Origin of the sequence: Burkholderia sp. BCC1998, assembly GCF_905339875.1 — a bacterium.
Taxonomy (GTDB): domain Bacteria; phylum Pseudomonadota; class Gammaproteobacteria; order Burkholderiales; family Burkholderiaceae; genus Burkholderia.
In genome coordinates, this window is the sequence record NZ_CAJPHE010000025.1 from 32529 (window position 1) to 58585 (window position 26057).

Consider the following 26057-nt stretch of genomic DNA (forward strand, 5'->3'; position numbering starts at 1 on the left):
GCCGTCGCATTAGCGGTATGTCGAGCGTTATAACCCGCCCTATATTACGATTACGGTTTCCAACCACTCAAACGCCCCGACCATGCGCTCGACCGTCCGCCCGCTTCGCCGCACCCTGCTCCGCCTGCTGCCGCTCGCCGCGCTTGCCGCGGGCATCGCGTTCAGCGCGCCGGCTTGCGCTGCCGACGAGCTGGTCGTGTCGGCGGCCGCGAGCCTGACGAACGCGTTCAAGGCCGTCGGCGATGCGTTCCAGAAGCAACATCCGGACACCAAGGTGCTGTTCAACTTCGGCGCGTCGGACGTGCTGATGCAGCAGATCGCCAAGGGCGCACCGGCCGACGTGTTCGCCTCGGCCGACCAGAAGGCGATGGATCGCGCGGTCAGCGAAAAGGTCATCGTGCCGGGCACGCGCCGCGATTTCGCGGCGAACTCGCTCGTGCTGATCGTGCCGGCGGACAGCCGTGCGGCCGCGCCGACGTCGCTGAACGACCTGACGGCGCCCGGCGTGAAGCGCATCGCGTACGGCGACCCGGCGTCGGTGCCGGTCGGCCGCTACACCGAAGGCGCGCTGCGCGCGGCAGGCGTGTGGGACGCCGTCAGCGCGAAGGGTGTGCTGGCCGCCAACGTGCGCCAGAGCCTCGATTACGTCGCGCGCGGCGAAGTCGACGCGGGCTTCGTGTTCGGCACCGACGCGGCGATCATGCCGGGCCGCGTGAAGGTCGCGCTGACCGTGCCGACGCAGACGGCCATCACCTATCCGATCGCGGTGGTCAAGGACAGCCGCCATGCCGCGCAGGCGCAGTCGTTCATCGACTTCGTCGCGTCGCCGCAGGGCCAGGCCGTGCTGGCGACGTTCGGTTTCAAGCCCGCGGGCAAGTGAGCGCAGCATGATGCAGGACGCCTGGGTACCGCTGCTGTTGTCGCTGAAGGTCGCCGGCTGGGCGACCGCGCTCGACATCGTGCTCGGCGTCGCCGCCGCCTTCGTGCTCGCGCGCTGGCGCTCGCCGCTGCGCGACGTGGTCGATTCGCTGCTGACGCTGCCGCTCGTGCTGCCGCCGACGGTGCTCGGCTATTACCTGCTCGTGCTGCTCGGCCGGCACGGCGTGTTCGGCGCGTGGCTCGACACGCTCGGCATCGAACTCGTCTTCACGTGGCAGGGCGCGGTGATCGCGTCGATGGTCGTCGCGTTTCCGCTGATCCTGAAATCGGCACGCGCCGCGTTCGAAAGCGTCGACCCGCATCTCGAGCGCGCGGCACGCACGCTCGGGCTCGGCGAAGCCGCGGTGTTCTTCCGCGTGACGCTGCCGCTCGCCACGCGCGGCATCCTGGCCGGCGCGCTGCTTGCCTTCGCGCGCGCGCTCGGCGAATTCGGCGCGACGCTGATGATCGCGGGCAACCTGCCCGGCCGCACGCAGACGCTGTCGGTCGCGATCTATGCGGCGGTGCAGGCCGGCGACGACAGCACGGCCAATTTCCTCGTGCTGGTGACGTCGATCACCTGCGTGCTCGTGCTGCTCGCGACCGGCTGGCTCGTGCCGTCGCGTGCCGGACGGAGCCAGCCGACATGACGCGCCAGCCGCATCCGTACCGCTGCGCCGCACCGGTCGCGGCAACCCGCCGCCCCGTCGCGCGGGCGGTTTCCCGCACGCACGGCGCGGCACGACGGAGGCCCGCATGAGCGTCGCCGTCGATATCCGCAAGACCTACGCGAACGCCGAGCGCCGCTTCACGCTCGACGTGTCGTTTACGGCCGGCACGCAGCGCGTCGTGCTGTTCGGGCCGTCCGGCGCCGGCAAGAGCATGACGCTGCAGGCGATCGCCGGGTTGCTGTCACCCGACGAAGGCACGATCACGCTGAACGGCGAAACGCTGTTCGATTCCGCGCGCGGCATCGACGTGCCGACCCGTGCACGCCGCGTCGCGTATCTGTTCCAGGACTATGCGCTGTTTCCGCACCTGAACGTGCGCCAGAACATCGCGTTCGGGCTCACGCCGGGCCTGCGCAACCCGCGTGCGAAGGCGGTGCCGCCCGAAGTCGCGTACTGGCTGCAGGCGTTCGAACTCGACACGCTCGCCGGGCAATTCCCGTCGCAGTTGTCGGGCGGGCAGAAACAGCGCGTCGCGCTTGCCCGCGCGCTGGTCGCGCAGCCGCACATCCTGCTGCTCGACGAGCCGTTCGCGGCGCTCGACGGCGCGCTGCGCCAGCGCATGCGCCACGAGCTCGCCGAACTGCAGGCGCGGCTCGATATCCCGATGGTGCTCATCTCGCACGATCCCGACGACGTCGCCGCGTTCGGCGACCAGGTCGTGCAATTGAGCGAAGGACGCGTGCAGGCCGCAACGCCGCACGCCGAGTGGCCGACGCGCGTCACGTGATCGCGCGAAGGCGGTGGCCCATGTGGCCACGTTGGAGCCTGAGAGAAGCCGCACGTGCGGCACAAGCTGGAACGAGCTGAAAAGGGGATCGAAACCGGCGCCTCCTGCATGTCGGGCGGCGCCGGTTTCGCCGCGTCCGCCCACGGTCATCGACAGGGACGGCGCGCGCCGCCGTCGTGCGATCAGCCCGTCACCGCGAGAATCACGCTCGATGCCTTGAACAGCGCGATCGCACGCCGGCCGGCGTCGAGTTGCAACGCGCCGACACTGTCGTTCGTGACCACGGCCGTGAGCGTCCCGCCACCGTCGAGCGCCAGCGTCACCTCGCTGTTCACCGCGCCCGCCGTGACCGTTTCGACCGTCCCGTGCAACTGGTTGCGTGCGGACACCTTCAAGGTCGCGTCGGCTCCGCCGTCGTCGTCGACCGCCAGCACGACCCACGACGCCTTCACGAGCGCGCACGCGTCCGCGCCCGGCTGCAGGCCGAGCGCGTCGGCGCTTTCGTGCGTCAGCACCGCGACGATCGCCTGCCCGCCCGGCAGCACGAGCGTCACCTCGTCGTTCACCGTGCCGCGCACGATCGACTCGACCTTGCCGAACCACTGGTTGCGCGCGCTCGTCTTCATCCCGATCCGGCCGATCAGCGCCCAGTCGACGTCGAAGCCGGACACCGCCGCGCTCGCGGCGTCGATGAAGCGGCGATGCTCGCGCTCGATCGTGCGGAACGCGGCGATCAGCGACGTCGCGCGCGGCGTCAGCGTCGTGCCGCCGCCGCCCTTGCCGCCTGTCGAGCGCGTCACGAGCGGCTCGCCGGCCAGGTTGTTCATCGTATCGATCGCCTCCCACGCGGCCTTGTAGCTGAGCCCGACGGCCTTTGCCGCGCGCGTGATCGACCCGGTGTCGCCGATCGCCGCGAGCAGCGCGATGCGGGTGGCGCCGCCGAGCGTCTGCTCACCCGCGCGCAGCCACAGTTCGCCGCCCAGTTCGAGCGGCCCGGCGGAAGAGGAAGGAGGCGATGCGTCGCTCATCGGTCTGTCGGAAGAAAACGGGTGGCCATTATAGTGAGCGCGCGCCGCTCAACGTGGCTTGCCGTCGAGCTTCGGCGGGCGCAGGCTCGCGAGCAGCGCCTCGGCGTCGCGCGCGGCGCGTTGCTCGAGCGCCGCACCGTAGCCGCGCACGAAACCGAGCTGGTACGCGGGCGCCGCCAGTTGCTCGAGATGATGCAGCGCGACGATCGTGTCGTTCGCCTCGCCGAGCACGCTCTGCACGCGCGCGAGCGTCTTGACCGTTTCGTTGCGCGTGCGACGCGAGGCCAGCGACGCGAAGAACTCGAGCGCATAGCGCAGCCGCTTCGCGTCGATCCGCACCTGGTGCCGCGCGGCCGTGTCGAGCGACGTGAGCGACGGCGATGCATACAGGTGACCGAACAGCCGCCGCACGCGCTTGGTCGCGTGGCGCCGCAGCGACGGCGTGTCGTCGTCGCCGGCGGCCGGCGGCAGCGCGAGCGCGCTCAGCCATTCGAGCCAGCCGAGCGTCAGGCGCGCATAGCGCGCCGAATGCAACGCCTGGCGCAGTTCGACGCGCGCCGCCGTCGCCTGGACGCGCGCGGCGTCGAGCGTGCCGTCCCAGTCGGCGCTGCCGCCGTCGGCTGCGATCAGCGCGGGCAGGCTTTCGGTCGAGAACACGTCCCAGTCGCGCACCGTGCCGAGCAGCGACGCGACCCAGCGCAAGTCGGCGCCGAACGTGTTCTTCCATTGCTCGTCCGCGAAGCGTGGAAAGAAGCGCATCAGCGTGCGCAGCCGGCGCAGCGCGACGCGCATCTGGTGCACGAACTCGGGATCGTCGCGATCGAGCACGCCGCCCTCGTTGCCGAGCCATTGCGCGGCGATGTCGCCGGACAGCGCGAACAGCGCGGCCCGCTGCGTGCGGATGCCGGTCAGGTCGACGAGTTGCGCCTTGACCGGCCGAGCGACGGCGGGCTCGCCCGCGCACGCGCGATCGATCACGCTGGTGAGCTGCACGAACGCGGGCCATGCGCCGCTGAGCTCGCGCGCGGCGGCGAACAGCGCGCGCAGCGCGGCCGTGCGCGCGGCGACGGTTTCCCAGTCGGGCGCCGCGAGGCGCAGCTCGACCTGGCGGCGCGGTGGTTCGGTGCCACGGTGCAGAATGATGTCGTCGAGCGTCATCTCGACCACCACGCCGCTGTCGTCCGCCCAGCGCCCGCGCCGCCGCTCGCTGACGAGCCGCAGCGGCGCCGGCCCGGACGATGCGGCGAGCGCCGCTTCGGCAACGGCGTCGGGCGTCACGCGGTCGCCCTCGCCGGTCGCCTGCGGCGCATCCGCATCGGCGATCGGCGCCGATGCGGGCGTGGCCACCGCGATGCCCGCGTGTTCGGCATCGAACAGTTCGCGCTCCACGACGCCGGGCGCGAATGCCTTCGTGCGCGACGCGACGACCCGCCGGCCGTGCGCGTTCGACTCGATCCACGTCCACCAGCACTCGCCGGGGCTCGGCTCGGCTTCCTCGACCTGGCATGGCTCGATCGTCACGCGTTCCTGGCCGCGCCGCATCCGCACCTGCGGACAGATCCGCCACGCACGGACGAGTTCGGCGCCGAAGTCGCGCTGCTCACCACGGGCCCGGCTTCCCGCCCTGACCGGCCAACCTTCCAGCGACAGGCACAACACGATTTCCAGCACACGCGACATGGAGGCTCCTGCACATGAAGAATCGCCGGCACGTCCTCCGTGCCGGCGTCGTCCGTGAAGCAGCTTCCATAGTACACGCGGCCAATATGCGTTGGCGACGATCTGGCCCTGTCGCCCCTGTCACGCATCAAACGACGTATCAGACGACGTATTGCGCGATGCCGTTGCCGAACGACCAATCCTCCTTCAGCACTTCGACGAGACTGATGAAGACGTCCTGCGGCCGCACGCCGGGCTGCCGCGCGAGATTCTCGGCGATGGTCCGGTACAGCGCCTGCTTCTGCTCGAGCGTGCGCGTGTTGTTCGCCGTGATCTGGACCATCACCAGATCGTCGCTGCGTTCGATGTCGAGGTAGTGGCGGCCGAAGAAGAAGTTCTCGGCCGAATGCTCGGTCACGACCATGAAGATGTCGTCCTCGGGCACGTTGAACGTGTGCATCAGCGCGCGGTGCACGCCGTCGACGAGCGCCGCACGGTAGGCGGCCGGTTTGCCTTCGCGCACGGCGATACGGGTGAATGGCATGGTCCTGCTCCTTTCGGTGACGTTGAGAATCGGAAACGCAAGGTCAGGTTAGGCGCGCAGAACTATAATGAACAGTCATCATCCGATATTTCATTCATTTAGATTTGAAATGAAAGTCCTCGACCTCGATGCGGTGCGCGCATTCGTGCTGGTCGCCGATCTCGCGAGTTTCACGCGCGCCGCCGACGCGCTCGGCACCACGCAATCGGCCGTCAGCCTGAAGCTGAAGCGGCTCGAAGCGCACCTGGGCAAGCCGCTGCTCGCACGCACGCCGCGCGTCGTCAAGCTGGCGGCGGACGGCGAGAACTTCCTGCCGGCCGCCCGCGCGCTGCTCGACGCGCACGACCAGGCGCTCGGCGCGATTTCGGCCGGCACGCACCGCCTGTCGCTCGGGGTCAGCGAGCATGTCGCGGTGCCCGACCTGCCGGCCGTGCTGACGAGCCTGCACCGGCAGGATCCCGGGCTGTCGCTGGAGATGCATCTGGGCATGTCGGCGAGCCTGCTCGCGCAATACGACGAACGGCGGCTCGACGCGGCGATCGTGCGACACGAACCGGGCGAGGATCCGCCGCGCGACGACGGCACGCTGCTGTTCACCGAACCGCTCGCATGGCTCGCCGCGCCCGACTGGGCGCCGCGCGCGGGCGAGCCGCTGCCGCTCGCGGTGCTGGCCGGGCCGTGCGGCGTGCGGGCCGCCGCGCTGCGTGCGCTCGAGCATGCGGGGCGGCCGTGGCGCGAGCGCTTTACGGGCGGCGGCGTCGCGGCGGTCACGGCCGCCGCCGCGGCCGGGCTCGCGGTCTGTCCGCTGGCCCGGCGGGTCGCGCCGCGCACGCTGGTCGACGTCGGCACGAAATTCGGTTTGCCGCCGCTGCCGCATTCGCAGGTCGTGCTGTATTCGCGCGTGCGCGACGCCCGCGCGGCGGCCGCACTTCGCAGGTTTTCCGACAGCCTTGCAATCTCGGCGTAAACTACGCGGTTCCGCTGCCCGCAATCCCCTGACGAATTCCGATGAAACCCGACGCCCGCAAGCACCTCCGTGCCAACCTGCTGATGCTCGCCGCCGCCGCGATCTGGGGCTCGGCGTTCGTCGCGCAACGACTGAGCCTCGACGTGATCGGGCCGTTCCTGTTCACGGGGCTGCGCTTCCTGCTCGGCGCGCTGGTGCTGCTCCCGCTGCTGATGGTCAACGCAGGCTCGCGCGCGCAGTTCGCGGCGATTCGCCGCGAGCCGGCCCTGTTCGCGCCGGGCCTCGCGCTCGGCGTGCTGCTCGCCGTGTCGATCTCGCTGCAGCAGGTCGGCCTGCAGTACACGCGGGTCGCGAACGCGGGCTTCATCAGCTCGCTGTACGTCGTGATCGTGCCGCTGATGGGCGTGTTCGTCCGCCACCGGATCGGCGCCGGCACGTGGTTCGGCGCGCTGCTCGCGGCGCTCGGCCTGTACTTCCTCAGCATCGACGAGCATTTCTCGGTGCTCTACGGCGACTGGTTCCAGCTCGCGGGCGCCGTGGTCATCGCCGCGCACGTGATGACCGTCGGCCATTTCGCGAAGCGGCACGATCCGCTCGTGCTCGCGTTCCTGCAATTCGTCGCGTGCGGCGTGCTGTGCCTCGCGGCCGGCCTCGCGATCGAGCCGGTCAACCTCGCGATGCTGAAGCGCGCGCTGCCGACGCTGCTGTACGGCGGGCTGCTGTCGGTCGGCGTCGGCTATACGCTGCAGGTCGTCGCGCAGCGCGATGCGGCGCCGGCGCACGCGGCCGTGATCTTCAGCATGGAGGGGGTGTTCGCGGCCATCGCCGGCTGGGCCGCGCTCGGCGAGACGCTGACGCTGCGCGCGCTGGTCGGCTGCGCGCTGATGCTCGCCGGCCTGCTCGCCTGCCAGTTGCTGCCGAACGGCGACGCACGGAAAAAGGACGAGGACGCGCTGCCGGCGTGACACGCACGATCCCTATAATGGCGGTTCGCGTGCTTTTCATGCCAACCGCTTCCGACAGGCCAGCCCCGTGACGTCCACTCCCGTCGATCCCGCCGCCGACCTGCTGCGCGAACGCGCAGCGCACTATGCCGCCGAGGCCGCGCTGTTCCAGCGCGACCAGGCGCTGTCCATCGCTTCGCACGACCTGCGCAGCCCGCTGAACGCGATGCACAGCTGGGCGTACGTGCTCGAGCGCCAGCTCGCCAGCGCCGACCCGAACCTGCAACGCGCGCTCGCGGGCATCCGCGCGGGGATCGACCAGCAGGTCGCGCTGATCGACGACGTGCTCGACGCACCGCGCGCGGCCACGCGCACCCTGGCGATCGCCGCACAGCCGTTCGCGCTGCGCCCGCTGCTCGACGACACGCTCGCACTGGTGCGCTGCGCGCTCGCCGACGCACGACAGGTGAGCGTCGACGCGACGCTGCCCGACGGCGAGCCGTCGCTGACCGCCGACCGCGAGCGCATCGCGCAGGCGCTCTGGACGATGCTGACGACGGCCGTCGAAGCCAGCGCCGCCGGCAGCCGCGTGACGTTCACGTGCGCGCGTGACGGCGCGCAGTACGTCGCGCACGTCGCCTGCGACGTGAACGCCGCCGCCCTCGCCGATCCGGCGCTGCCGCATGCATTCGAACCGTTCGCGCGCCGCGAGATGCTGCACCCGCGCGACGCGAAGCGCGTCGCAGCGGCGCTCGCGCTGTGCCAGCGTGTCGCGCTCGCGCACGGCGGCTCGTTCACCCACGCCCCGTTCGCCGACGTCGCCGCCGTCACCCTGTCGCTCACCGTCCCCTGCGAGGCGCCGGTGTAAGCCATCGGCCGCCCGACACATTACATTTCCCTTTCCGGCCCTATACTGTTGGGCCTGTCATGACTGGAGCGATTCTTTGTTACAGATCTTCGCGCTCATCGGCGCGTTGTTCCTGGTGGCCCTCAACGGGTTTTTCGTCGCAGCCGAATTCGGCCTCGTCAAACTGCGCGCGACGCGCGTCAAGACACTTGCCCGCAAGCACGGCCTGCGCGGGCGCATCCTCGCGATCGTGCACGGCCGGCTCGACGCGTATCTGTCCGCCTGCCAGCTCGGCATCACGCTCGCGTCGCTCGGCCTCGGCTGGGTCGGCGAACCGGCGTTCGCGGAACTGATCGGGCCGCTGCTCGACCTGATCGGCGTGCAGTCCGAGCGCATCGTGCACCTGATTTCGCTCGTGTTCGCGTTCTCGCTGATCTCGTTCCTGCACATCGTGGTCGGCGAGCTCGCGCCGAAATCGATGGCGATCCGCCAGTCGGAGAAGGTCGGCCTGTGGGTCGCGCTGCCGCTCTACGCGTTCTACTGGGCGATGTATCCGGCGATCTGGGTGCTCAACACCAGCGCGAACGCGGTGCTGAAGCTCGCGGGCCTGTCGGCCGACCATGGCGGCGATGCGCACTACTCGACCGACGAGCTGAAGCTGATCCTGCGCAGCCGCCGCAGCGCGGGCAACGCGGCCCAGCCGGCGCGCGGCACGTACACCAACGACGAGTGGAACACGCTTGCGCACTCGCTCGATTTCTCGTCGATGACGGTGTCGGACCTGATGCGGCCGGCGCATGAAATGATCGGCCTGCGCCGCGACCTGCCGCTGCCCGACAACATGGAAATCGTCGCGCGGCACCGCTTCAGCCGCTATCCGCTGTTCGAGGATGCGTCGCGCGAACAGGTGAGCGGGCTGATCCACCTGAAGGACCTGCTGCTCGCGCGTCACGCCGGCGCGGCGCTCGAAGACCTGTCCGACTACGTGCGCCCGGTGCAGTACGTGAAGCCCGACACGCCGGCGCTGGAACTGTTCCGCCGCTTCCGCAAGGGCGCGCCGCACTTCGCGCTGGTCGGCAACAAGGGCGAGAAGCCGATCGGCTTCCTGACGCTCGACAACCTGCTCGGTGCGCTGGTCGGCCAGATCCACGACGAGTTCCGCCAGGGCGACGCGGACTGGAGCCGCCTCGACGACGGCACGCTGATGGGAAAGGGCAGCCTGCCCGTCGTGTCGCTCGAGCAGGCGCTCGGCATCGACATCGACGAAGGGCGTGCGGAATCGGTCGGCGGCCTGGTGATTCACGCGCTCAGCGATCTGCCGACCGAAGGGCAGCGCGTGTCGTTCGATCGCTTCGACGTCGTCGTGAAGAAGATGAACGGTCCGCGCATCGTGCTGGTGCGCGTCTATCCGAAGATCGCGAAGGAGGCCGACGAATGACGGCCGCCGCGGGCCGCGCGCGATGACGCCGACGCTGCCGCGCTGCTGCGTGATCACGCCGGAGCCGGCGTCCGCGTCGGCCGCCGATTGCCACGCATTCCTCGACACGCTGTCGGCCGTGCTCGCGCGCGGCGAAACGCTCGTGCAGCTGCGCGTGAAGTCGTTCGACGCGGCCGCGTTCGCACGGCTGGCCGCCGATGCGCTCGCGCGCTGCGACGCGGCCGGCGCGCAACTGATGCTCAACGGGCCGATCGACGCGGCCGGCGTGATGCGGCTCGACGGCGCGGGCTGGCATCTCGACGGCGCCGCGCTGCGCGCCGTCGCGCACCGGCCGCTGCCGGCCGCTCGCCGCATGTCGGCCGCCTGCCATGCGGCCGACGATCTCGTGCTGGCCGCGCGCGCGGGCGTGGATTTCGTTACGTTGTCGCCCGTGCTGCCGACGCTCAGCCATCCCGGCGCGCCGACGCTCGGCTGGACGCAATTCGCTGCGCTGGCCGCGCAGGCCGCGATGCCGGTCTATGCGCTCGGCGGCATGACGCGCGCGCATCTCGACGACGCGCGCCGCCACGGCGCGTACGGCGTCGCGGGCATTCGCGGTTTCTGGTAAGCGCGGCCGGGCGCGCCAGCGCCCGGCATGCCAGGCATCACGCGTGCGGAACGGGACGCATCGCGCGCCATGCGCGGTCGTCGATCCGACGCACGTCGTGCGTCAGCGCGTACCGGTTGACGTCGCCCGTCAGCCACGCGACGAGCGAATACGGCGGCAACTCCCCTTCGTCGACCCGGTCGCGTGCGCGTGCCGGCGTCTCGAACACGACCTGCCCGCGCGGCGCATCGAACGGCACCGCGTCGGGCGACAGGTTCAACGCGATGGTCAGCGTCTCGTCGTCGGCGAGCCGCCATGACGCGAGCAGCGCGTCGGCATCGCCGTCACCGCTCGCCTTCAGCGCATGCGCGTCCTGCGGCCGGCAATCGGACAGCCGCGGCGCGATCAGCTTCGCGCGCACCGCGAGCGCCGACTGCACGAAATGCGCGCGATCGACATCGCGCGCGGTTTCGTCGAAGATCAGCGGGATCTGCGGCGTGAGCAGCGACAACGCAAGCGCCGCGAGGCCCGCCGCCTGCTCGCTGTCGCGCTGTTCGCTGTCGCGCCACGCGCCGTCGGACAGCACCAGCGACGTGAGCGACAGCCCTTCGGCGCACGGGCCGTCGCCCGCCGCCGCCGGCTGGAACGCCGCGCCTGCGGCGGTCAGCGCGCGCGCGAGCGTGTGGATCGACTGGTGGGGCGAAATCCCTTCGTGCGCCGACGTGTCGCGCCCCGTCAGCCGGTGCAATGCGCGTTCTCCGCAACCGTTCCACTGCGCATCGAAATGCGTATCGGCCAGGTGCACCGGATGACGCTCGCTGCCGAGCACGAGGTGGATCATCCGGTCGGCCGGCACGGCCGCGCGCACGCGGTCGGCGATCTCGCGCAGCCACGACGTGCCGATCCGGTCGGCCTCGCGCAACCGCAGGCCGTCGCAACGGTATTCGTCGATCCAGTACAGCGCGTTGTCGCAGAAGAAGTCGCAGACTTCCGGATGGTCGAGCGCAAGCGGCGCCGCCTGCAGCGGATCGTCGCGCGTATGGAAGAACGGCACCGCGTAATGGCGCAGTGCGTCGGTGCCGCTGCCGAAGCGCGCGTAATCGAGTTCCAGCAGAACCGCGAGACCGTAGCCGTGCGCGGCGTCGATCAATGCCTTCAACGCATCGGGGCCGCCCTCGGACGCGAGCGGCGCGAACGGCAGGCTGTCGTGCGGCGACGCGAGCAACTCCAGCGCGGTCACGCCGAGGCGCGCGAGCTGCGGCAACCGGCGGCGCACGCCGTCGAAGCCGCCCACCGCGTGCGGACGAATCGCGTACAGCGCGATGTCTTCCCACGGGCGGCCGCGCCAGAACGTGTTGCGCCATGTGAACGCGCGCGGATCGACGACCTCGCTCGGGCCGTTGAGCCCGTCCGGTTGCGAACGCGACGCGGGATCGGGAATCGACACGACATCGTCGAGCCGGTAACGGTAACGCGCGCCCGCACCGCATTCGACGAACACTTCGAACCAGTGCGGACCGGCCGCCGTCATCGGGACGAGCGTCGGGCCGTAGCCGGTATCGAGTTCGAGCTGAACGTGCGTACTGCCCGGCGCCCACACGCGGAAATGCGTGCGCGGCGACGTGCCGAGCGCGCCGCAGGGCTGCGCGCCGGACGGCAGGCAGTGTATGTAGTGCTGCGCATACGGATCGTGCGGACAATCTGACATGATGCGCTCCTCGTGCGTGCCGAGCGGCATGGCCGCGCGATTCGCGCGGCGCATCGGGCCCGGCATGCGACGGCCAGGCAGGGGGGAAGAAAAGTATGCGCCGCTTTCACGATCGCGACGCATCGAATCCTCACATTTTTAAATGCGAATCGACCCCCGGCATCGATTGCGCGCGATGCGCGCCGAATCGGGTAGTCCGCATACCGGAATGGTCGCTCGCCTTGTTGCGCCGCGGCCCCGCGCTTACGCTCGGTGCGATGCGCGTGGGCACCCCGCCCGCGCGAGAATTCGAGGAATCTCCATGTCGCTCCCCGCCAGCGCCGCGAAGTTCGATCCGGCACGCGCGCACGAATACGCCGAACAATCCCGCATCGCGCTCGCCGGCTACGACGCGTGCCACGAACTCGCCGCGTGCATGCTCGCGTCGGCGATCGGTGTACGCGATGCGCGGCTCCTCGTCGTGGGCGCAGGCGGCACGGGGCAGGAAATCTGCGTGCCCGCGGCGCTCGAACCGGGCTGGCAGTTCACGGCCGTCGATCCGTCCGCGCCGATGCTCGCGCTCGCGCGTGCCAACGTCGAAGCGGCGGGGTTCGCCGCCCGCACGCGATTCGTCGAGGCCGGCGTCGACGCGCTGCCCGATGCGCCGGCGTTCGACGGCGCGACGCTGATCGGCGTGCTGCATCACGTCCCCGGCGATGCGGCGAAGGCCGCGCTGCTGGATGCGATCGCGCGCCGCCTGAAGCCCGGTGCACCGCTCGTGATCGCGGCCAACTATCGCCGCTATGCGGAGCACCCTCGCCTGCTCGACGCGTGGCAGCAGCGCTGGCGGATGAAGGGCGCGACGCCCGACGCCGTGCGTGCGCAGCTGGCGAAAATCCTGCAGGGCGCCGATCCGCCCGCTGCCGAGGAAGCCGTCTTCGCGTTGCTGCACGATGCGGGCTTCGATGCGCCGCTGCGCTTTTTCTCGAGCCTGTTCTGGGGCGCGTGGATCGCGGTGCGGCGCGGCGCGTGACGGCATGAGGCGGCGTGAGTCGGGGCGACGCGGCGAGTCGCAGCGTCAGCGCGGCCACCATCCGGACGCGCTTTCCGCTCGAAGCCGCGATGGCGCGTGGCGACGGCGGCACGCATCCGCCGATCGCTCGCTGTCTCGATAGCGAGCCACGCGCGGGCCGCCGACCGCCGAGCTCGAGCGCGGCGATCGGTAAGAACGGCTCAAGTCATCCGCGTCAGCTCAGCAACCCTGCCGCGACGTTGATCGACAGCCCGAGCACGGCCATGTTGAAGTAGAACGACAGGATCGACTGCGCGAGCACCGCGCGACGCGCGGCGCGATTCGCGAGCGACACGTCGGCCGTCTGCGACGCGACCGCGAGCGTAAAGGCGAAATACAGGAAATCCCAGTAGTCGGGCTCGGGGTTGCGGTCGGGAAACCGCAGCGCGCGATCGCTGCTCGGCGAGCCGTAATAGAGCCGCGCATAGTGCAGCGTGAAGATCGTCGGGATCAGGAACCATGCGCCGAACAGCGTCGCGCCCGTGACCGCATAGTGGCCGAGCCCGGCACGAAAGCCGACGTTCTTCGCGGTGGCGAGCTCGATCGCGATCGCGGCGACGCTCGCGACCGTCGCAATGCAGATCACCGTCAGCACGGTCGTCGCGTTCTCGTCCTCGCGGATCGCGATCTCGCGCACCTGGTGGTGATGTGCGGTGACCATGCGCCCCCACATCAGCACGAGATACAGCCAGACCGTGCAATCCCAGCCGATCAGCGCACGCGCGGTCGGTCTCAACTGCAACGGCAGCAGCAGCGCGCACAGCACGCCCGCGGCGAAGGCGGCGACCATTCGCGGCCGGTTGCGTAATACCTGCGGATAAAGCGTCATCGTGTGATTCCGAAAGCGGATGGAAAGGGTTCGGCCCGCGTGCGAACGGCCCGCCGGGCAGCGCCGGCGGGTACCGCCCCGATTATCGCCATTCCTGCATGACGTTGCGACTGGCGTGAGCGCCTAAGATATCGGGATGACTCCCGTCCTCTGCCACCATCCCGCGAACGCGGCCGGCCGCGACTTCGTCGTCGGTGATCTGCACGGCTGCGTGGATGTGCTGCGCGCGCTGCTGCACGACATCGGCTTCGATCCGGCTCGCGACCGGCTGTTCTCGGTCGGCGATCTCGTCGACCGAGGCCCCGCGTCCGAAACCGCGCTCGAGCTGCTCGACCGCCCGTGGTGCCACGTGGTGCGCGGCAATCACGAAGAAGTGCTGAGCCTCGTCGCGCGCGGCAAGCTGTCGCACGATGCGTGGCGCGGGATCGGCGGCGACTGGGGCGCCGACCTCACGCCGGAACGGCTGCACGCGCACGCGGCGCGCGTCGACGCGCTGCCGCTCGTACGCGTGATCGGCGACGGCCCCGCGCGCTTCAACGTGCTGCATGCGGAATTCCTCGGTCCGGACGCCGAACTCGACGCGGGCAGCTATTCGCCCGACGTGCGCGAGCGGCTGATCTGGGGGCGCGACCTGGTCCAGGGGCTCGTCGACCCGGCCCGGCAGGCCGGCCTGTCGCTGACCTGCACCGGCCACACGCCGGTGCGTGCGCCGCAGCGCATCGGCGCGCAATGGTTCATCGACACCGGCGCGTTCGCACCGTCGGGACGCCTGACGATCGTCGAGCCGCGCACGGGCGACACGTGGTCGCTGACGCAGGCCGACGCGCGCGCGCGTCATGCGGGCGACCTGCCGCTGCCTTAGGCCCACGTTCACGCCGATAACGGGCCTGCGCAGGCCGCGGGCCGGCAACGCTCGGCGGACTCACGCTCACGCGCGCGTTTGCGTGCGCGAGCACTGCGCTAACCCACCTGGTTCAGCTCGAACACCGCATCGATCGCGGATCCGTTCCAGTTGTATTCGAGATACGCAGCGTGATGACAATCGCGCAGCAGCGTCGTGCGAAACGCCGCGAGGCACTCGCCGCGCGGGTCGCGCACCGACGGATAGACGATCCCCGCGCCGCCCGCGTCGCGCACCGCGCGGCCGAGTGCCTGCCCCGCGCCGTAATCGAGCGGATCGAGCAGCGCCGGGCTGCGCTGCGGCCACGTGCGCACGTCGGCGACGTCGCCCTGCGCATACACCGTGTAGAGCCGCATCTGCTGACGCATCGGCGCCTCCTTCGTCGCGGCCAGGAACAGCCCGCTGTGATAGCGCGTTTCGGCGATCGCCGTATCGCGCGACCGCCCGCAGTAGAACACGCCGTAGCTGCCGTCCGAAAAGCGGCTGCCCTGCGGATTCAGATGCGTGAACGCGGCCATGATCGGCCCCCAGCCCGGGCCGTAGCGACGCTCCGCCGGCGGCACGAGTTCGAGCGTGCCGACTTCGTTGCGGATGCGATCGTTGGTCAGCGATTCGAGCGCATAGAGCGCATCGAAATCCTCGGCGGACGCGACGCGGTCGAACAGGTTGATGGCTGGAAAACGAGTGGGAATCACGCGATAGGCAGGTGCCCAGTCGACGACGGTCATGGGCCAGTGCTGTACTGCTTCGATCGGCATCGTCACGCCCAGCCACCCCGCATCGCGTCGAGGTATTGCCGGACGGCGACCAGGTCGCCGACGTTGCCGGCGAGCATCCGGTCGAGCGCGCGCTTGCCGCCGAACGGCGCGGCGTCGTTCGGCCGCTTGACCCAGGTGTCGGCCGCGGCCCGCTGCGGCAGCAGGATCTGCAGCGCCTTGTAGATGCCGAGCAGCAGCGATAGCCGCTCGAGCGTATCGCGCGGCAGGCGCGCCGATTCGGGCGACGCCTTCCACTTGAAGAACGTCGAGCGGCCGGGCGAGCCGAGCAGGACGATCTGTTCGTCGATCGTCAGCTCCCAGTCGCGCGCGATGTTGAAGAACGCGCGCAGGCCGGCCGCCGACATCTGCGCGACCGAAGCCTGCCGCGGGGCGGAATGCGGATCGAAGGCGGGCTGTGACATGATCGTTAGTCTCGAAACGAATTTACTAACAAGATTAGTCCATTTTCGTATTTTTGCAAGGGTCGTCCCCCGACGTGCCGGCATTCCTCCCGAAGGATCGATATTTTTTGTCCATTCTGGACTGCGATTTTATTTTCTGCGTTAATGTCCGTGCGGACAGCGTACCGGGACGCGGTGCGTCCCCGCAGCAACCGTGTCGCCCAGAACCGGATAGACCACGCCAAGGAACCACCATGAAGAGACTGATTGCCGCCGTTTCGATCGCCCTGCTCGCGGTATCGGCAGGCCCCGCCGTCGCGAAGGACTGGACCACGCTGCGCTTCGGCACCGACGCCAGCTACGCGCCGTTCGAATCGAAGGCGCCCGACGGCAAGCTCGTCGGCTTCGACATCGACCTCGGCAACGAGATCTGCGCACGGCTGAAGGCGAAATGCGTGTGGCTCGAGAACGATTTCGACGGGATGATCCCGGCGCTGAAGGCGAAGAAGTTCGACGCGGTGCTGTCGTCGATGTCGATCACGCCGCAGCGTGCGGAACAGATCGGCTTCACGACGAAGATCTACAACCAGCCGACGCGGCTCGTCGTGAAGAAGGGCTCGCCGCTGCTGCCGACGGCCGAATCGCTGAAGGGCAAGTCGATCGGCGTCGAACAGGGCACGACGCAGGAAGCGTATGCGAAGGCGTACTGGGCGAAGCAGGGTGCGAACGTCGTGTCGTACCAGAACCAGGACGGCGTGTACGCGGACCTGACGTCTGGCCGCCTCGACGCCGCGCTGCAGGACGAGGTGCAGGCCGCGATCGGGTTCCTGAAGTCGCCGCGCGGTGCCGGCTACCAGTTCGTCGGGCCCGAACTCGTCGACGAGAAGGTGCTCGGCATCGGCGCCGGTATCGGGCTGCGCAAGGAAGACGCCGACCTGAAGGCGAAGATCGATCGCGCGATCCTCGACATGGTCAAGGACGGCACCTACAAGCGGCTCGCGTCGAAGTACTTCGACTTCGACATCTACGGCGGCTGAAGCGGCGCCGCGCGCGCACGGGTGCGATGCCCGTCGCGCGCGGCCCGACCGCCCCTCCCCTGCTCGCCGGACGGCGACGCCTCCCTGACGTCCGCCGTCGCACCGGTTTCATCGTCCGTATCGCGCAACCGGATGCCGCACGTCATTCGCATGGCAAACGGATCGCCTGCGCTGGCGACCGCAGGCGCTCGACGTCGTCAATAAGCGAAGACCGGGCGCCGGGGTATCGGCGCCCGCGTGCACATCCCCATGCGGACCGGATTGGCGAGCGGGAAAGCACCGGCCCGGCGCGGATGACCGGGTATCAGCCGGATCCGCCTCGCACCGGGCGCGGAGAGGTGGCCTGTCGACGCGTGCCGGCCGGCAGCAAGGTGCGCGGTCGACCGGCGATGGGTCGAATCACTGCGATCGCGGCCTGCCGGTCGCGGCGTGTTGAGATCGTTCATTTTTCTACCCCGTATTCGAGTCGTTGCTTGTGCCGGCAACCGGACACCGCCGGTGCTCCGACGATCCGACGACGACGGCCCATGCCGCCCGGAGCGGGGCCATGCTGCCCGTCCGGCCGTCATCCCCGCGGACTGCGTCCTGGCCGGTTCTCGAATGGTTCGCTGCCGAACCGGCCGGACGTCGCGTCGTCGACTCTCGCACCCCAACCTGTGCAAGGAGCGCGCCAGCTTCGTTCGGGGCCGGCGGCACAAGCCTTTCATCGGACCAGTGTGCGGCTCGGACGGGCGGGACATGCCGGACGTTGCGAAACTGAAACATGCCGGGCGCGAGCGGCCTCGGTCGCGTGGCGGCAACGCCTTGCCGGACAAGGCGCGCGGACGAGCCGGAAAATTTTCCCGGCGCGGGCCGCGCGTCGCCGCCCGCGTTTGCCGGGGCTTTTTGCACAGCCGCCGGCAGGAAACGTTTCACGCCCTTTACATGCCGCCGGACGCCCGCGCACGGACCAGCCGCGGACGCTTCCGGGCCGCCTTCAGCCGACTCGCTGGTGGTCGGCGTCGTCGGGCGGCGAGCCGTCCTTCCCGCCGTTGTCGCCGGAGTTGTCGTGGTCGTTGAGTCCGTGCTCGATCATCATCCGGTACAGCGTCACGCGCGAGATGCCGAGTTCGGCGGCGGCCTTGTTGATCCGGTGATCGTTGCGCAGCAGCGCGTTCTCGATCGCGACGCGCTCGGCGAGCGAACGCGCCTGCTCGAGGGTCACGGGCTCCGTTTCACCCGGAACCTCGAGCCCGAGATCGTGCGGTGTCAGCAGCCGGCTCTCGGCCATCACGATCGCGCGGCGCACCCGGTTGATCAGCTCGCGCACGTTGCCGGGCCACTCGTAGCGGCGCATCGCGTCGAGCGCGGCCGACGTGAAGCCGCTGATCTTGCGGCCGCTGTCGCCCTTGAATTTCTGCAGCACGTAATGCGCGAGGATGTCGATGTCCTTGCCCCGCGCGCGCAGCGGCGGCTCGTGAATGCGCAGCACGCAGAGCCGGTGATAGAGGTCGGCGCGGAAGCGGCCGGCTTCGACCGCGCCGTCGAGGTCCACGTGCGTCGCCGAGATGATCCGCACGTCGACCGGAATCGATTCCTGGCCGCCGAGCCGCTCGATCTTCCCTTCCTGCAGGAAACGCAGCAGGCTCGCCTGGCTTTCGACCGGCATGTCGCCGATTTCGTCGAGAAACAGCGTGCCGCCGTTCGCCGATTCGATCCGGCCCGCGCGCCGCTGGTTCGCGCCGGTGAACGCGCCGCGCTCGTAGCCGAACAGTTCCGACTGCAGCAGGTGATGCGGGATCGCGCCGCAGTTGATCGCGACGAACGGCCCCTTGCCGCGTGCCGAGCGCTCGTGGATCGCGAGCGCCGTCAGCTCCTTGCCGGTGCCCGACTCCCCGGAGATGAACACGCTCGCGTCGGTTTTCGCGACCTTGCGGATCGTGCTGAACAGCTGCTGCATCGCTTCGCAGTTGCCGATCATCCCGTGCTCGCCGATCGATGCCGCGTATGCGGCGCCGTCGACGCGATCGAGCGCGGCCATCCCGCGCGCGTGGCCGAGCACGTGCGAAATCCATTCGTACGGCAGCGGCAGCGTCACGTAATCGAAACAATAGCTGCGGATCAGTTCGCGCACGGCAGCGCCGATCGTGATGCCGGCCTGCGCGATGGAAATCCAGCCGATCGCCGGCTGGCTCAGGCACGCCTTCAGCGCGGGATAGTCGCGCGACGTGAAGCCCGAGAAATCGATGAGCCCGGCGGCGACGTTCACGCCGGACGTCATGTTCTGCGCGGCGCCGGCCGTCTTCGCGACCGAGATATCCCAGCCGAGCCCGCGCAGTTGCGCCAGCAACGGCTCGTCCGGCGAACGCATGATCACGAACAGCTTGCGTCCGGCCTCGGGAGCGGTGACGGATACGAGCGGCGTCTCGGACGCCGCCGTCCCGCTTGCGTCGGGTGACCTTGCAACCATCGTTGTTCCCCGCTTGGCGTTGGTATCGTGCGCTGGCTCGCCGCCGCGTCCGACGGACGTCGATCGAACCGACATATTGGCCGCATTTTCGTCCGAATAAAATCCCCCCGGGGAATAATCGCGTGCCGGGCGAACCCTTTCATGAACGGTATATCGACGCCGCCGACGCGCGGCTAGATGGGTGTTATCCCGGTGGCGCGGCGGGCGCGAAGCGAGGCCGGACCAATCGCGAACACCCGACGCCGCGCCAGTGCTGGCGCGCGGGGACGGCACGCGAGGCCGGGCACACGGGATCGGACCGGCGGCACGGGCCGGCACGCCCGGTCGGCCGCACCGGCCCGGTACCCGCAACCGTTTCCGCTTGATGCCGGTCAATCGTCGGATAAAACGGGGATGATGCAGGAATGCAACACGCGCCGGGCAGCGCGGCGAGCGGGTCAGCTTCCCGATGCGAGCGGCGCGAGCGCGTTGGCGCGACCACGGCCGGCCGACGCGCCGTCGTGTTCACCGTACGCGGCGACGAGCGCGTCGACCCGCGCGAGGTGATGGCGGTTGTCGCGGTCCCACGGGTGGAAGCTGGGCCGGAAAAAGCTCAGCCACTCGCCCGCGATCCGCGGAAACAGCCCACGACGCGGCCCGTACAGGAACGCGAGCATGCGCAGCATGCCGCGCACGCGATGCTCGATGTCGCGATCGCGCGACAACAGCGTCGCGTGCAGCAGGAACACCGTCGGCCAGAACGTCAGCGTCGTCAGCAGATAGACGCCGATGCGGATCAGATAACGGCGCAGGCCCGGCTTCATCGCGACGTTCCAGACGTCGAACGACACGGCCTTGTGCTCGGTTTCCTCGAGCGCGTGCCACACCCACATCTGACGGTAGCCGTCGACCGAGCCTTCGAGGCGCGTCGGATCGCGCAGCAGCCAGTCGGCGAGCATGGCCGTGTAGTGCTCGGCGGCGACCGTATGCGCGAGCTGCACCGAATGCGGCAGCTTGCGCTTCATGTAACCGAGCACGGTCCAGATGCGCTTGTCGAGCTTGCGCGCGGGCAGGCGGTTCGCCTGCATCAGCTCGTTGTATTCGACGTGCTCGCGCGTATGCATCGCCTCCTGCCCGATGAAGCCGAGCACCTGCCGCTTCAGCACCGGATCGTCGATCCGGTCGCGATAGTGGCGCACGGAATCCATGAAGAATCGTTCGCCGGCCGGAAACAGCAGCGACAGCGCGTTGAAGAAGTGCGTCACGTGCGGGCCGAGCCCGTGCCAGTCCTTCGCGCGTTCGACCGGCAGGTCGAAGCGCAGGTCGCGGCGCACCGGCATCACCTCGGCCGCGGTGGCGGAAGCGGCTGACTTCATGTTCGTCGTTCTCCTTGTTTCCGGGCGGCCCGGCCGGCCGTTGCGAGCATTGCGGCCGTGCCGGCGTGCGCCCGGGCAGCGCATCGCGCAACGCCCAAATCTTGACATCGATAGCTGTAAAGATAGGCGCCGGCCGACGCCGCGCGCAAGCCGCGCGGTAGATGCGCGCTTCCAAACAGGGCACGGTCGGCAACGTGACAAAAACGACGTTCGGGCGGCGTTCGGGCGGGTCGCGATTCGAACGCGCGCAACCGTGCGCAACCGGCAGGCGGGCGACGCGCTCGCGAATCGCAATCGGCGCGCAAGCCCCGCGCGACGGGCGTTTTGCGGCGTCGCGCGGCGGTTTATCGACGCGACGCCGAGCGGCCGGATAGCGCCGATTCATACGCGTGCGGCGTTCGCGCGGTGCAACTCCTTCGAGCCGGTCCGGGAACAATTCAAACATGCGTTCCATTCGTGTGTAGCGCGAGATGCGTGAGCGCCGCCGCGACCGGCGTGCGACAGGCACGCGGCCGTGCCCTCGCCGCCTGCGGCGGCCCCCTGCGCGCTCGCCTACAATAGCGGTTTTACCCAACCCCTTTCAGGAGAAGTCATGTCTGTCACCACGACCGCATCGGGCCTCAAAATCGAAGAGCTGACCGAAGGCACTGGCGCGGAAGCGCAAGCCGGCCAGACCGTCAGCGTCCACTACACGGGCTGGCTGACCGACGGTCAGAAATTCGACTCGAGCAAGGACCGCAACGACCCGTTCGCGTTCGTGCTCGGCGGCGGCATGGTCATCAAGGGCTGGGACGAAGGCGTGCAGGGCATGAAGGTCGGCGGCGTGCGTCGCCTGACGATCCCGCCGCAACTCGGCTACGGCCCGCGCGGTGCAGGCGGCGTGATCCCGCCGAACGCGACGCTCGTGTTCGAAGTCGAACTGCTCGCCGTCTGACGACGCCGGCCGACGTCCTTCCGATGGAACGCATCCCGTCTCCCGCCATCGCGCTGCGCCGTTACGACACGTGCGAAGCGTCCGACGTGCACGACTTTCACCAGGTCGTGCTCGGCGTCGACGGCGCGATGGTGATGGCGGTGGACGGCGTCGGCCAGCGCATCGACCGGCACGCGGCCTGGCTGATTCCGGCCGGCTCGCGCCACGATTACGCGGGCCTCGGCGACAATCGGCAGCTCGTGCTCGACCTGCCCGCCGCGTCGCTCGCGGTGCCGCAGCGCCTGTTCGACAGCGCGCGTGCCGTGTCGATCGACCCGGCGCTGAAGTCGCTCGTCGCGCAGGTCGCGACAGCGGCCGCGCAGCTCGACGGCCCGGCCGGCGACACGCGGCACGCGCATCGCTTCCAGTGGCAGGCCGCCGCGCGTCTGTGCGACGCGCTGCTCGGCGACGCCAGCCTCGCCGCGCCCGCGGCAGGCCTGGATTTCGCGCGCATCGACCGCTGGCTGCGCGCGCGGCTCGCGGAGCCGCTGCGCATCGCCGATCTCGCCGCGCACTGCGGCTACGGGATGCGCCGGTTTCACCAACTGTTCGTCGACGCGTTCGGCGAAACCCCGCATCGCTACCTGCAGCGGCTGCGGCTCGACGCCGCCGTCGTGCTGCTCGCCGACGGCCGCCATCCGCTCGTCGACATCGCCGGCATGGTCGGCTTCGCCGACCAGAGCACCTTCACGCACGCGTTCACGAAACGCTTCGGCGTCGCGCCGGGGCGCTGGCGCGGCGAACGGCACTGAGCGGCCAGACGCCACCCGTTTTCCTGCAATAGCGAACGCGATTGCGCCGATCGCGCCGATCGCGCCCATGCGTCATGGCCGGATGGTTTTCGACAGTCGTTGTCATCGCGCGCGACATCGTGGCGCGCATGAAAGCGGTGCGCATCGGGCGGGGGCTGCAGCCGCTTGAACGGGACTCTCGGCCGCCACCGGGCGCGCGACCGATGCGGCGACGCCGCGCAACGGTAAAGACACGGTCCTTGCGTCGCACGGCGTCCTCGGCACGGCGTCTGGGGTCATCACGTCCGGGATCATCACGCCCGTATCACCCCCGCTCGTCGCCCACCTTCCGCACGACCGTATCCGCCGCCTTCAGCGGCCGACCATCGTCGTGCCGCAGTGCGAGCTTGCGGATCGCACGACCCGTCTTGCGCTCGACCAGGACCGAATGCGGCTCGCCGCGCTCGAACAGGTTCGCCTCGCCCCACTGCCGCAGCATCACGATCACCGGAAACAGCCCCTCGCCCTTCTTCGTCAACGCGTACTCCTGATACGCGCTGCCGTCCGACGCGGGCACGACGTCGAATACGCCCGCGTCCACCAGCATCCTGAGCCGGTCCGACAGGATGTTGCTCGCGACGCCGAGGCTCGCGCGGAAATCGCCGAACCGGCGTACGCCGTCGAACGCGTCGCGCACGATCAGCAACGCCCAGCGATCGCCGACGATATCGGTCGCCCGTGCCACCGGGCACGGCGAATCCGCAAGACTTTTCTGCCTGGCCATGTTGTTCTCCGCTGTCGCGCCGGTCGCCTTCCCACGCGCCCGGCACGTCGGTGCGCGGACCCGTTGCCCGCCGCCCCACAAGTTGCATTTTAAAACTACTTTTCCTACACTCACACTGGTTTCAAATTGCAACTACTTAAGCGAGTGCGAGGCAGCCCATGGAATCGTCTTGTCGTTCGGGAACCGTCGCGTCCAGCGCGACATCGCGTGCCGCGCGCCCGGCCGATCGCGCGCGCGTATCCACGACGCTCGTCGCGCTGCTGGCCGTCTGCTGCGCGGCAAGCGTCGCAAACGTGTACTACGCGCAGCCGCTGCTCGATTCGATCGCCCGCGATTTCGGCGTATCGCAGGCGGCAGTCGGCGGCGTCATCACGGCGACGCAGCTCGGCTGCGCGCTCGCGTTGCTGTTCGTCGTGCCGCTCGGCGACCTGCTGAACCGCAAACGCCTGCTCGCCGTCCAGCTTCTGCTGCTGACGGCGGCCTGCATCGGCGTGGCTGCCGCGTCGACGCGCGTCGCGTTGCTGGCGGGCATGGTCGCGGTCGGGCTGCTCGGCACCGCGATGACGCAAGGGCTGATCGCCTGCTCGGCCGCGCTTGCGGGGGCCGGCGAGCGCGGCCGCGTGGTCGGCGCGGCACAGGGCGGCGTCGTGATCGGCCTGCTGGCCGCACGTTCGCTGGCGGGTGTCGTCACGGATATCGCCGGCTGGCGTGCGGTCTACCTGGTGTCGGGCGCACTTGCGATCGCGATGCTGATCGCGCTGGCGCGGCTGTTGCCCGATGCGGACGCGCCGCGCGAGCGCATCGGCTACGCAGCGCTGCTCGGTTCGATGGTCACGCTGCTGCGCAACGAGCGCGTGCTGCGTGTGCGCGGGGCGATCGCGCTGCTGATGTTCGCGGCGTTCAGCATCTTCTGGAGCGCACTCGTGCTGCCGCTGAGCGCGCCGCCGCACGCGATGTCGCATACGCAGATCGGCGCATTCGGGCTCGTCGGCGCACTGGGTGCGGCGGCCGCCGCGCGCGCGGGCCGGCTCGCGGATCGCGGGCTCGGCGAAGCGACGACCGGCGCCGCGCTCGCACTGCTCGCATGCTCGTGGCTGCCGCTCGCGTTCACCGGTACGTCGATCGCGCTGCTGGTCGTCGGCATCGTGCTGCTCGACGTCGGCGGGCAGGCCGTCCATGTCGTGAACCAGAGCATGATCCTCGGCGCGCGGCCCGATGCGCATGCGCGCCTCGTCGGCTGCTACATGCTGTTCTATTCGATCGGTAGCGGACTCGGCGCGATCGCGTCGACGATGACGTATGCGCACGCGGGATGGATCGGTGTCTGCGGGCTCGGCGCGGCGGTCAGCGTGGCCGCGTTCGGCGTATGGGCCGTGACGCTCAGGCGTGCCTGAACGAAGCCCGGCGCGCGAGCCGCCGCATGCCCGGCGTCAAACGACAAAAGCCGGCTCGCCCGGATCGGGCGGCCGGCCTGCGAACCGGACGTGTATGCCGGCTCGACCGTCGCGACGACGCGTCGCGTTCGCTTACCCCGCCGCCTGGATCGCCTCTTCGTACACGCCGGCGACGCGTCGCGCGATCACCGCGTTGTCGAAATGGTCGCGCGCGTAGCGCTTGCACGCCGCTTCGTCCGGCAACGCGATCGCGCCCGACAGCGCGCCGCCGAGCCCTTCCGCGATCGCATCCGCGCCCGTCGACGGCAGCACGAGATCGTTGGACAGCCCGGCGACCGCCTCCGGCAGCCCGCCGACCGGCGTGACCAGCACCGGCGTGCCGGACGCGAGCGATTCGACGGTGATCAGCCCGAAGCCTTCGAGCGCGACGGTCGGCACGACGCTGACCGTCGCCGCGCGGTACAGCGCCGCGAGATGGTTGTCGGGCACGAAACCGAGCAGCTTCACGTTGTCCTGCAGCCCGGCTTCGTCGATGCGCTGCTGCAGTTCCTCGCCGATCTTGCCCTTGCCGGCGATCAGCAGCAGCACGTCCGGGTGACGTTGCTTGACGAGGCCGATCGCGTCGATCAGGTCTTCCAGCCCCATGCGCCGCACGAGCCGGCGCACGGCCAGCACGATCGGCCGGTCCTGCGGCAGTTGCAGCTTGTGCCGCGCCTCGGCCGGCGTGAGCGGCGTGTCGAACTGCGCGGTATCGACGCAGCCGGGAATCACGCGCACGCGCGACGGATCGATCCCGTAGCGGTTCGTCAGGATCTGGCCGAATGCCTGCGACAGCACGATCAGGCGCGACGAGCGCGTATAGACGGCCTGTTCGAGATAGCGCTTCGCGCGCTGCCCGAGCGACGCGGCGCCCTCGACCTGGCTTTCGTCGGCCCACGGCCCCTGGAAGTGCGACACCTGCGGAATCCCGCGCGTGACGTCGAGCCCCGGGAACGTGTACAGCGCGAAGTGCGACGAAATCACGTCCGGCCGCTCGCTGCGGATCTCGTCGCGCAGCGCGCGGCGCGCGGCGAGCATGCGGCGCGCGAGCGGCTGCGACGCAGGTCCGAAGCCCTGGATCGCACCGCCCGTGTCGTCGGCGACCTTCGGCGAGCCGGCGACGAGCCCGCGCACCGCGACGCCCGCGCCCGGCAGCGCGCCGACGAGCGAGTAGTACATCCGGTCGAGGCCGCCCGCGCGTTCGGGGAACCAGTGCATGCCGATTTGCAACGATTTGATCGGCCGGGAAGATTGAGAC

Annotated in this window: 25 protein-coding genes; 14 read left to right on the top strand and 11 right to left on the bottom strand. The window is 69.8% G+C overall.

Annotated features, from left to right (window positions below):
• Positions 1-82 precede the first annotated feature (82 nt).
• The 3 genes from modA (at position 83) to U5A56_RS31225 (ending at position 2376) form a co-directional block, all read left to right on the top strand.
• A complete protein-coding gene (modA, locus tag U5A56_RS31215; protein WP_321809776.1) occupies positions 83-880 on the top strand; it encodes a molybdate ABC transporter substrate-binding protein in 798 nt (265 codons plus the stop codon).
• A gap of 10 nt (positions 881-890) precedes the next feature.
• Positions 891-1568: a molybdate ABC transporter permease subunit gene (gene modB / locus U5A56_RS31220; protein WP_124921428.1), complete on the top strand. Its 678-nt coding sequence runs from the start codon at positions 891-893 to the stop codon at positions 1566-1568.
• A 106-nt stretch (positions 1569-1674) separates the two neighbouring features.
• Positions 1675-2376: a sulfate/molybdate ABC transporter ATP-binding protein gene (locus U5A56_RS31225; RefSeq protein WP_124486438.1), complete on the top strand. Its 702-nt coding sequence runs from the start codon at positions 1675-1677 to the stop codon at positions 2374-2376.
• Between the two features lie 182 nt (positions 2377-2558).
• Here the strand turns inward: U5A56_RS31225 and U5A56_RS31230 are convergent, their stop codons facing one another.
• From U5A56_RS31230 to U5A56_RS31240, 3 genes are all read right to left on the bottom strand, one after another.
• The gene (locus U5A56_RS31230) at positions 2559-3404 is read right to left on the bottom strand and encodes a TOBE domain-containing protein (RefSeq protein WP_124486439.1); all 846 of its coding nucleotides are present in this window, start codon (positions 3402-3404) and stop codon (positions 2559-2561) included.
• A gap of 48 nt (positions 3405-3452) precedes the next feature.
• Entirely contained in the window at positions 3453-5084 is a 1632-nt protein-coding gene (locus U5A56_RS31235) for a CHAD domain-containing protein (protein WP_321926331.1), read from the bottom strand.
• Positions 5085-5223: 139 nt separating this feature from the next.
• Complete coding sequence (locus U5A56_RS31240) at positions 5224-5607, bottom strand: tautomerase family protein (protein ID WP_124571627.1); 384 nt, start codon at positions 5605-5607, stop codon at positions 5224-5226.
• A 109-nt stretch (positions 5608-5716) separates the two neighbouring features.
• Here U5A56_RS31240 and U5A56_RS31245 point away from each other — a divergent pair, with 109 nt between their 5' ends.
• The 5 genes from U5A56_RS31245 (at position 5717) to U5A56_RS31265 (ending at position 10410) form a co-directional block, all read left to right on the top strand.
• Positions 5717-6574 (top strand): LysR family transcriptional regulator, encoded by an 858-nt coding sequence (locus tag U5A56_RS31245; protein WP_124486442.1) that lies wholly within the window; start codon positions 5717-5719, stop codon positions 6572-6574.
• A gap of 41 nt (positions 6575-6615) precedes the next feature.
• Positions 6616-7539, top strand: a complete 924-nt coding sequence (locus tag U5A56_RS31250) for a DMT family transporter (protein WP_044846579.1) — start codon at positions 6616-6618, stop codon at positions 7537-7539.
• A gap of 67 nt (positions 7540-7606) precedes the next feature.
• Complete coding sequence (locus U5A56_RS31255) at positions 7607-8386, top strand: HAMP domain-containing sensor histidine kinase (protein WP_321926335.1); 780 nt, start codon at positions 7607-7609, stop codon at positions 8384-8386.
• A gap of 76 nt (positions 8387-8462) precedes the next feature.
• On the top strand, positions 8463-9803 hold the full coding sequence (locus tag U5A56_RS31260; RefSeq protein WP_044846581.1) for a hemolysin family protein: 1341 nt from the start codon (positions 8463-8465) through the stop codon (positions 9801-9803).
• 22 nt (positions 9804-9825) lie between these two features.
• Positions 9826-10410 carry a thiamine phosphate synthase gene (locus tag U5A56_RS31265; RefSeq protein ID WP_321926337.1) on the top strand — a complete coding sequence of 195 codons (585 nt, stop codon included), beginning with the start codon at positions 9826-9828 and terminating at the stop codon, positions 10408-10410.
• Positions 10411-10447: 37 nt separating this feature from the next.
• On the opposite strand, the gene U5A56_RS31270 is transcribed toward U5A56_RS31265, so the two are convergent.
• Positions 10448-12097, bottom strand: a complete 1650-nt coding sequence (locus tag U5A56_RS31270) for a DUF3459 domain-containing protein (protein WP_321926338.1) — start codon at positions 12095-12097, stop codon at positions 10448-10450.
• 301 nt (positions 12098-12398) lie between these two features.
• Between U5A56_RS31270 and U5A56_RS31275 the strand changes: the two genes are divergently transcribed.
• On the top strand, positions 12399-13109 hold the full coding sequence (locus U5A56_RS31275) for a class I SAM-dependent methyltransferase (RefSeq protein WP_321926340.1): 711 nt from the start codon (positions 12399-12401) through the stop codon (positions 13107-13109).
• Positions 13110-13323: 214 nt separating this feature from the next.
• On the opposite strand, the gene U5A56_RS31285 is transcribed toward U5A56_RS31275, so the two are convergent.
• Positions 13324-13977 carry a DUF1345 domain-containing protein gene (locus U5A56_RS31285; protein ID WP_044846584.1) on the bottom strand — a complete coding sequence of 218 codons (654 nt, stop codon included), beginning with the start codon at positions 13975-13977 and terminating at the stop codon, positions 13324-13326.
• A gap of 136 nt (positions 13978-14113) precedes the next feature.
• Between U5A56_RS31285 and U5A56_RS31290 the strand changes: the two genes are divergently transcribed.
• The gene (locus U5A56_RS31290; RefSeq protein ID WP_321926342.1) at positions 14114-14839 is read left to right on the top strand and encodes a metallophosphoesterase; all 726 of its coding nucleotides are present in this window, start codon (positions 14114-14116) and stop codon (positions 14837-14839) included.
• A gap of 98 nt (positions 14840-14937) precedes the next feature.
• Here U5A56_RS31290 and U5A56_RS31295 read toward each other — a convergent pair whose 3' ends face one another.
• Both U5A56_RS31295 and U5A56_RS31300 read right to left on the bottom strand, forming a co-directional pair.
• Positions 14938-15636 carry an RES family NAD+ phosphorylase gene (locus tag U5A56_RS31295; RefSeq protein WP_124646469.1) on the bottom strand — a complete coding sequence of 233 codons (699 nt, stop codon included), beginning with the start codon at positions 15634-15636 and terminating at the stop codon, positions 14938-14940.
• A gap of 2 nt (positions 15637-15638) precedes the next feature.
• A complete protein-coding gene (locus U5A56_RS31300) occupies positions 15639-16058 on the bottom strand; it encodes an MbcA/ParS/Xre antitoxin family protein (RefSeq protein ID WP_321926345.1) in 420 nt (139 codons plus the stop codon).
• Positions 16059-16291: 233 nt separating this feature from the next.
• Here U5A56_RS31300 and U5A56_RS31305 point away from each other — a divergent pair, with 233 nt between their 5' ends.
• The gene (locus U5A56_RS31305) at positions 16292-17074 is read left to right on the top strand and encodes an ABC transporter substrate-binding protein (RefSeq protein ID WP_044846588.1); all 783 of its coding nucleotides are present in this window, start codon (positions 16292-16294) and stop codon (positions 17072-17074) included.
• 976 nt (positions 17075-18050) lie between these two features.
• On the opposite strand, the gene U5A56_RS37215 is transcribed toward U5A56_RS31305, so the two are convergent.
• On the bottom strand, positions 18051-19523 hold the full coding sequence (locus tag U5A56_RS37215; RefSeq protein ID WP_044846589.1) for a sigma-54 dependent transcriptional regulator: 1473 nt from the start codon (positions 19521-19523) through the stop codon (positions 18051-18053).
• A gap of 437 nt (positions 19524-19960) precedes the next feature.
• Positions 19961-20878, bottom strand: coding sequence for a metal-dependent hydrolase (locus U5A56_RS31320; protein WP_321926347.1), 918 nt, complete (start codon positions 20876-20878; stop codon positions 19961-19963).
• Positions 20879-21470: 592 nt separating this feature from the next.
• On the opposite strand from U5A56_RS31320, the gene U5A56_RS31325 reads away from it, so the two are divergent.
• Positions 21471-21812, top strand: coding sequence for an FKBP-type peptidyl-prolyl cis-trans isomerase (locus U5A56_RS31325; RefSeq protein ID WP_044846591.1), 342 nt, complete (start codon positions 21471-21473; stop codon positions 21810-21812).
• 23 nt (positions 21813-21835) lie between these two features.
• A complete protein-coding gene (locus tag U5A56_RS31330; protein ID WP_044846592.1) occupies positions 21836-22603 on the top strand; it encodes an AraC family transcriptional regulator in 768 nt (255 codons plus the stop codon).
• 304 nt (positions 22604-22907) lie between these two features.
• On the opposite strand, the gene U5A56_RS31335 is transcribed toward U5A56_RS31330, so the two are convergent.
• Positions 22908-23366: a winged helix-turn-helix transcriptional regulator gene (locus tag U5A56_RS31335; protein ID WP_124486454.1), complete on the bottom strand. Its 459-nt coding sequence runs from the start codon at positions 23364-23366 to the stop codon at positions 22908-22910.
• A 158-nt stretch (positions 23367-23524) separates the two neighbouring features.
• Here U5A56_RS31335 and U5A56_RS31340 point away from each other — a divergent pair, with 158 nt between their 5' ends.
• Positions 23525-24760 carry an MFS transporter gene (locus U5A56_RS31340; protein WP_321926350.1) on the top strand — a complete coding sequence of 412 codons (1236 nt, stop codon included), beginning with the start codon at positions 23525-23527 and terminating at the stop codon, positions 24758-24760.
• 132 nt (positions 24761-24892) lie between these two features.
• On the opposite strand, the gene U5A56_RS31345 is transcribed toward U5A56_RS31340, so the two are convergent.
• Positions 24893-26017 (bottom strand): glycosyltransferase family 4 protein, encoded by a 1125-nt coding sequence (locus tag U5A56_RS31345; protein ID WP_044846595.1) that lies wholly within the window; start codon positions 26015-26017, stop codon positions 24893-24895.
• Positions 26018-26057 lie beyond the last annotated feature (40 nt).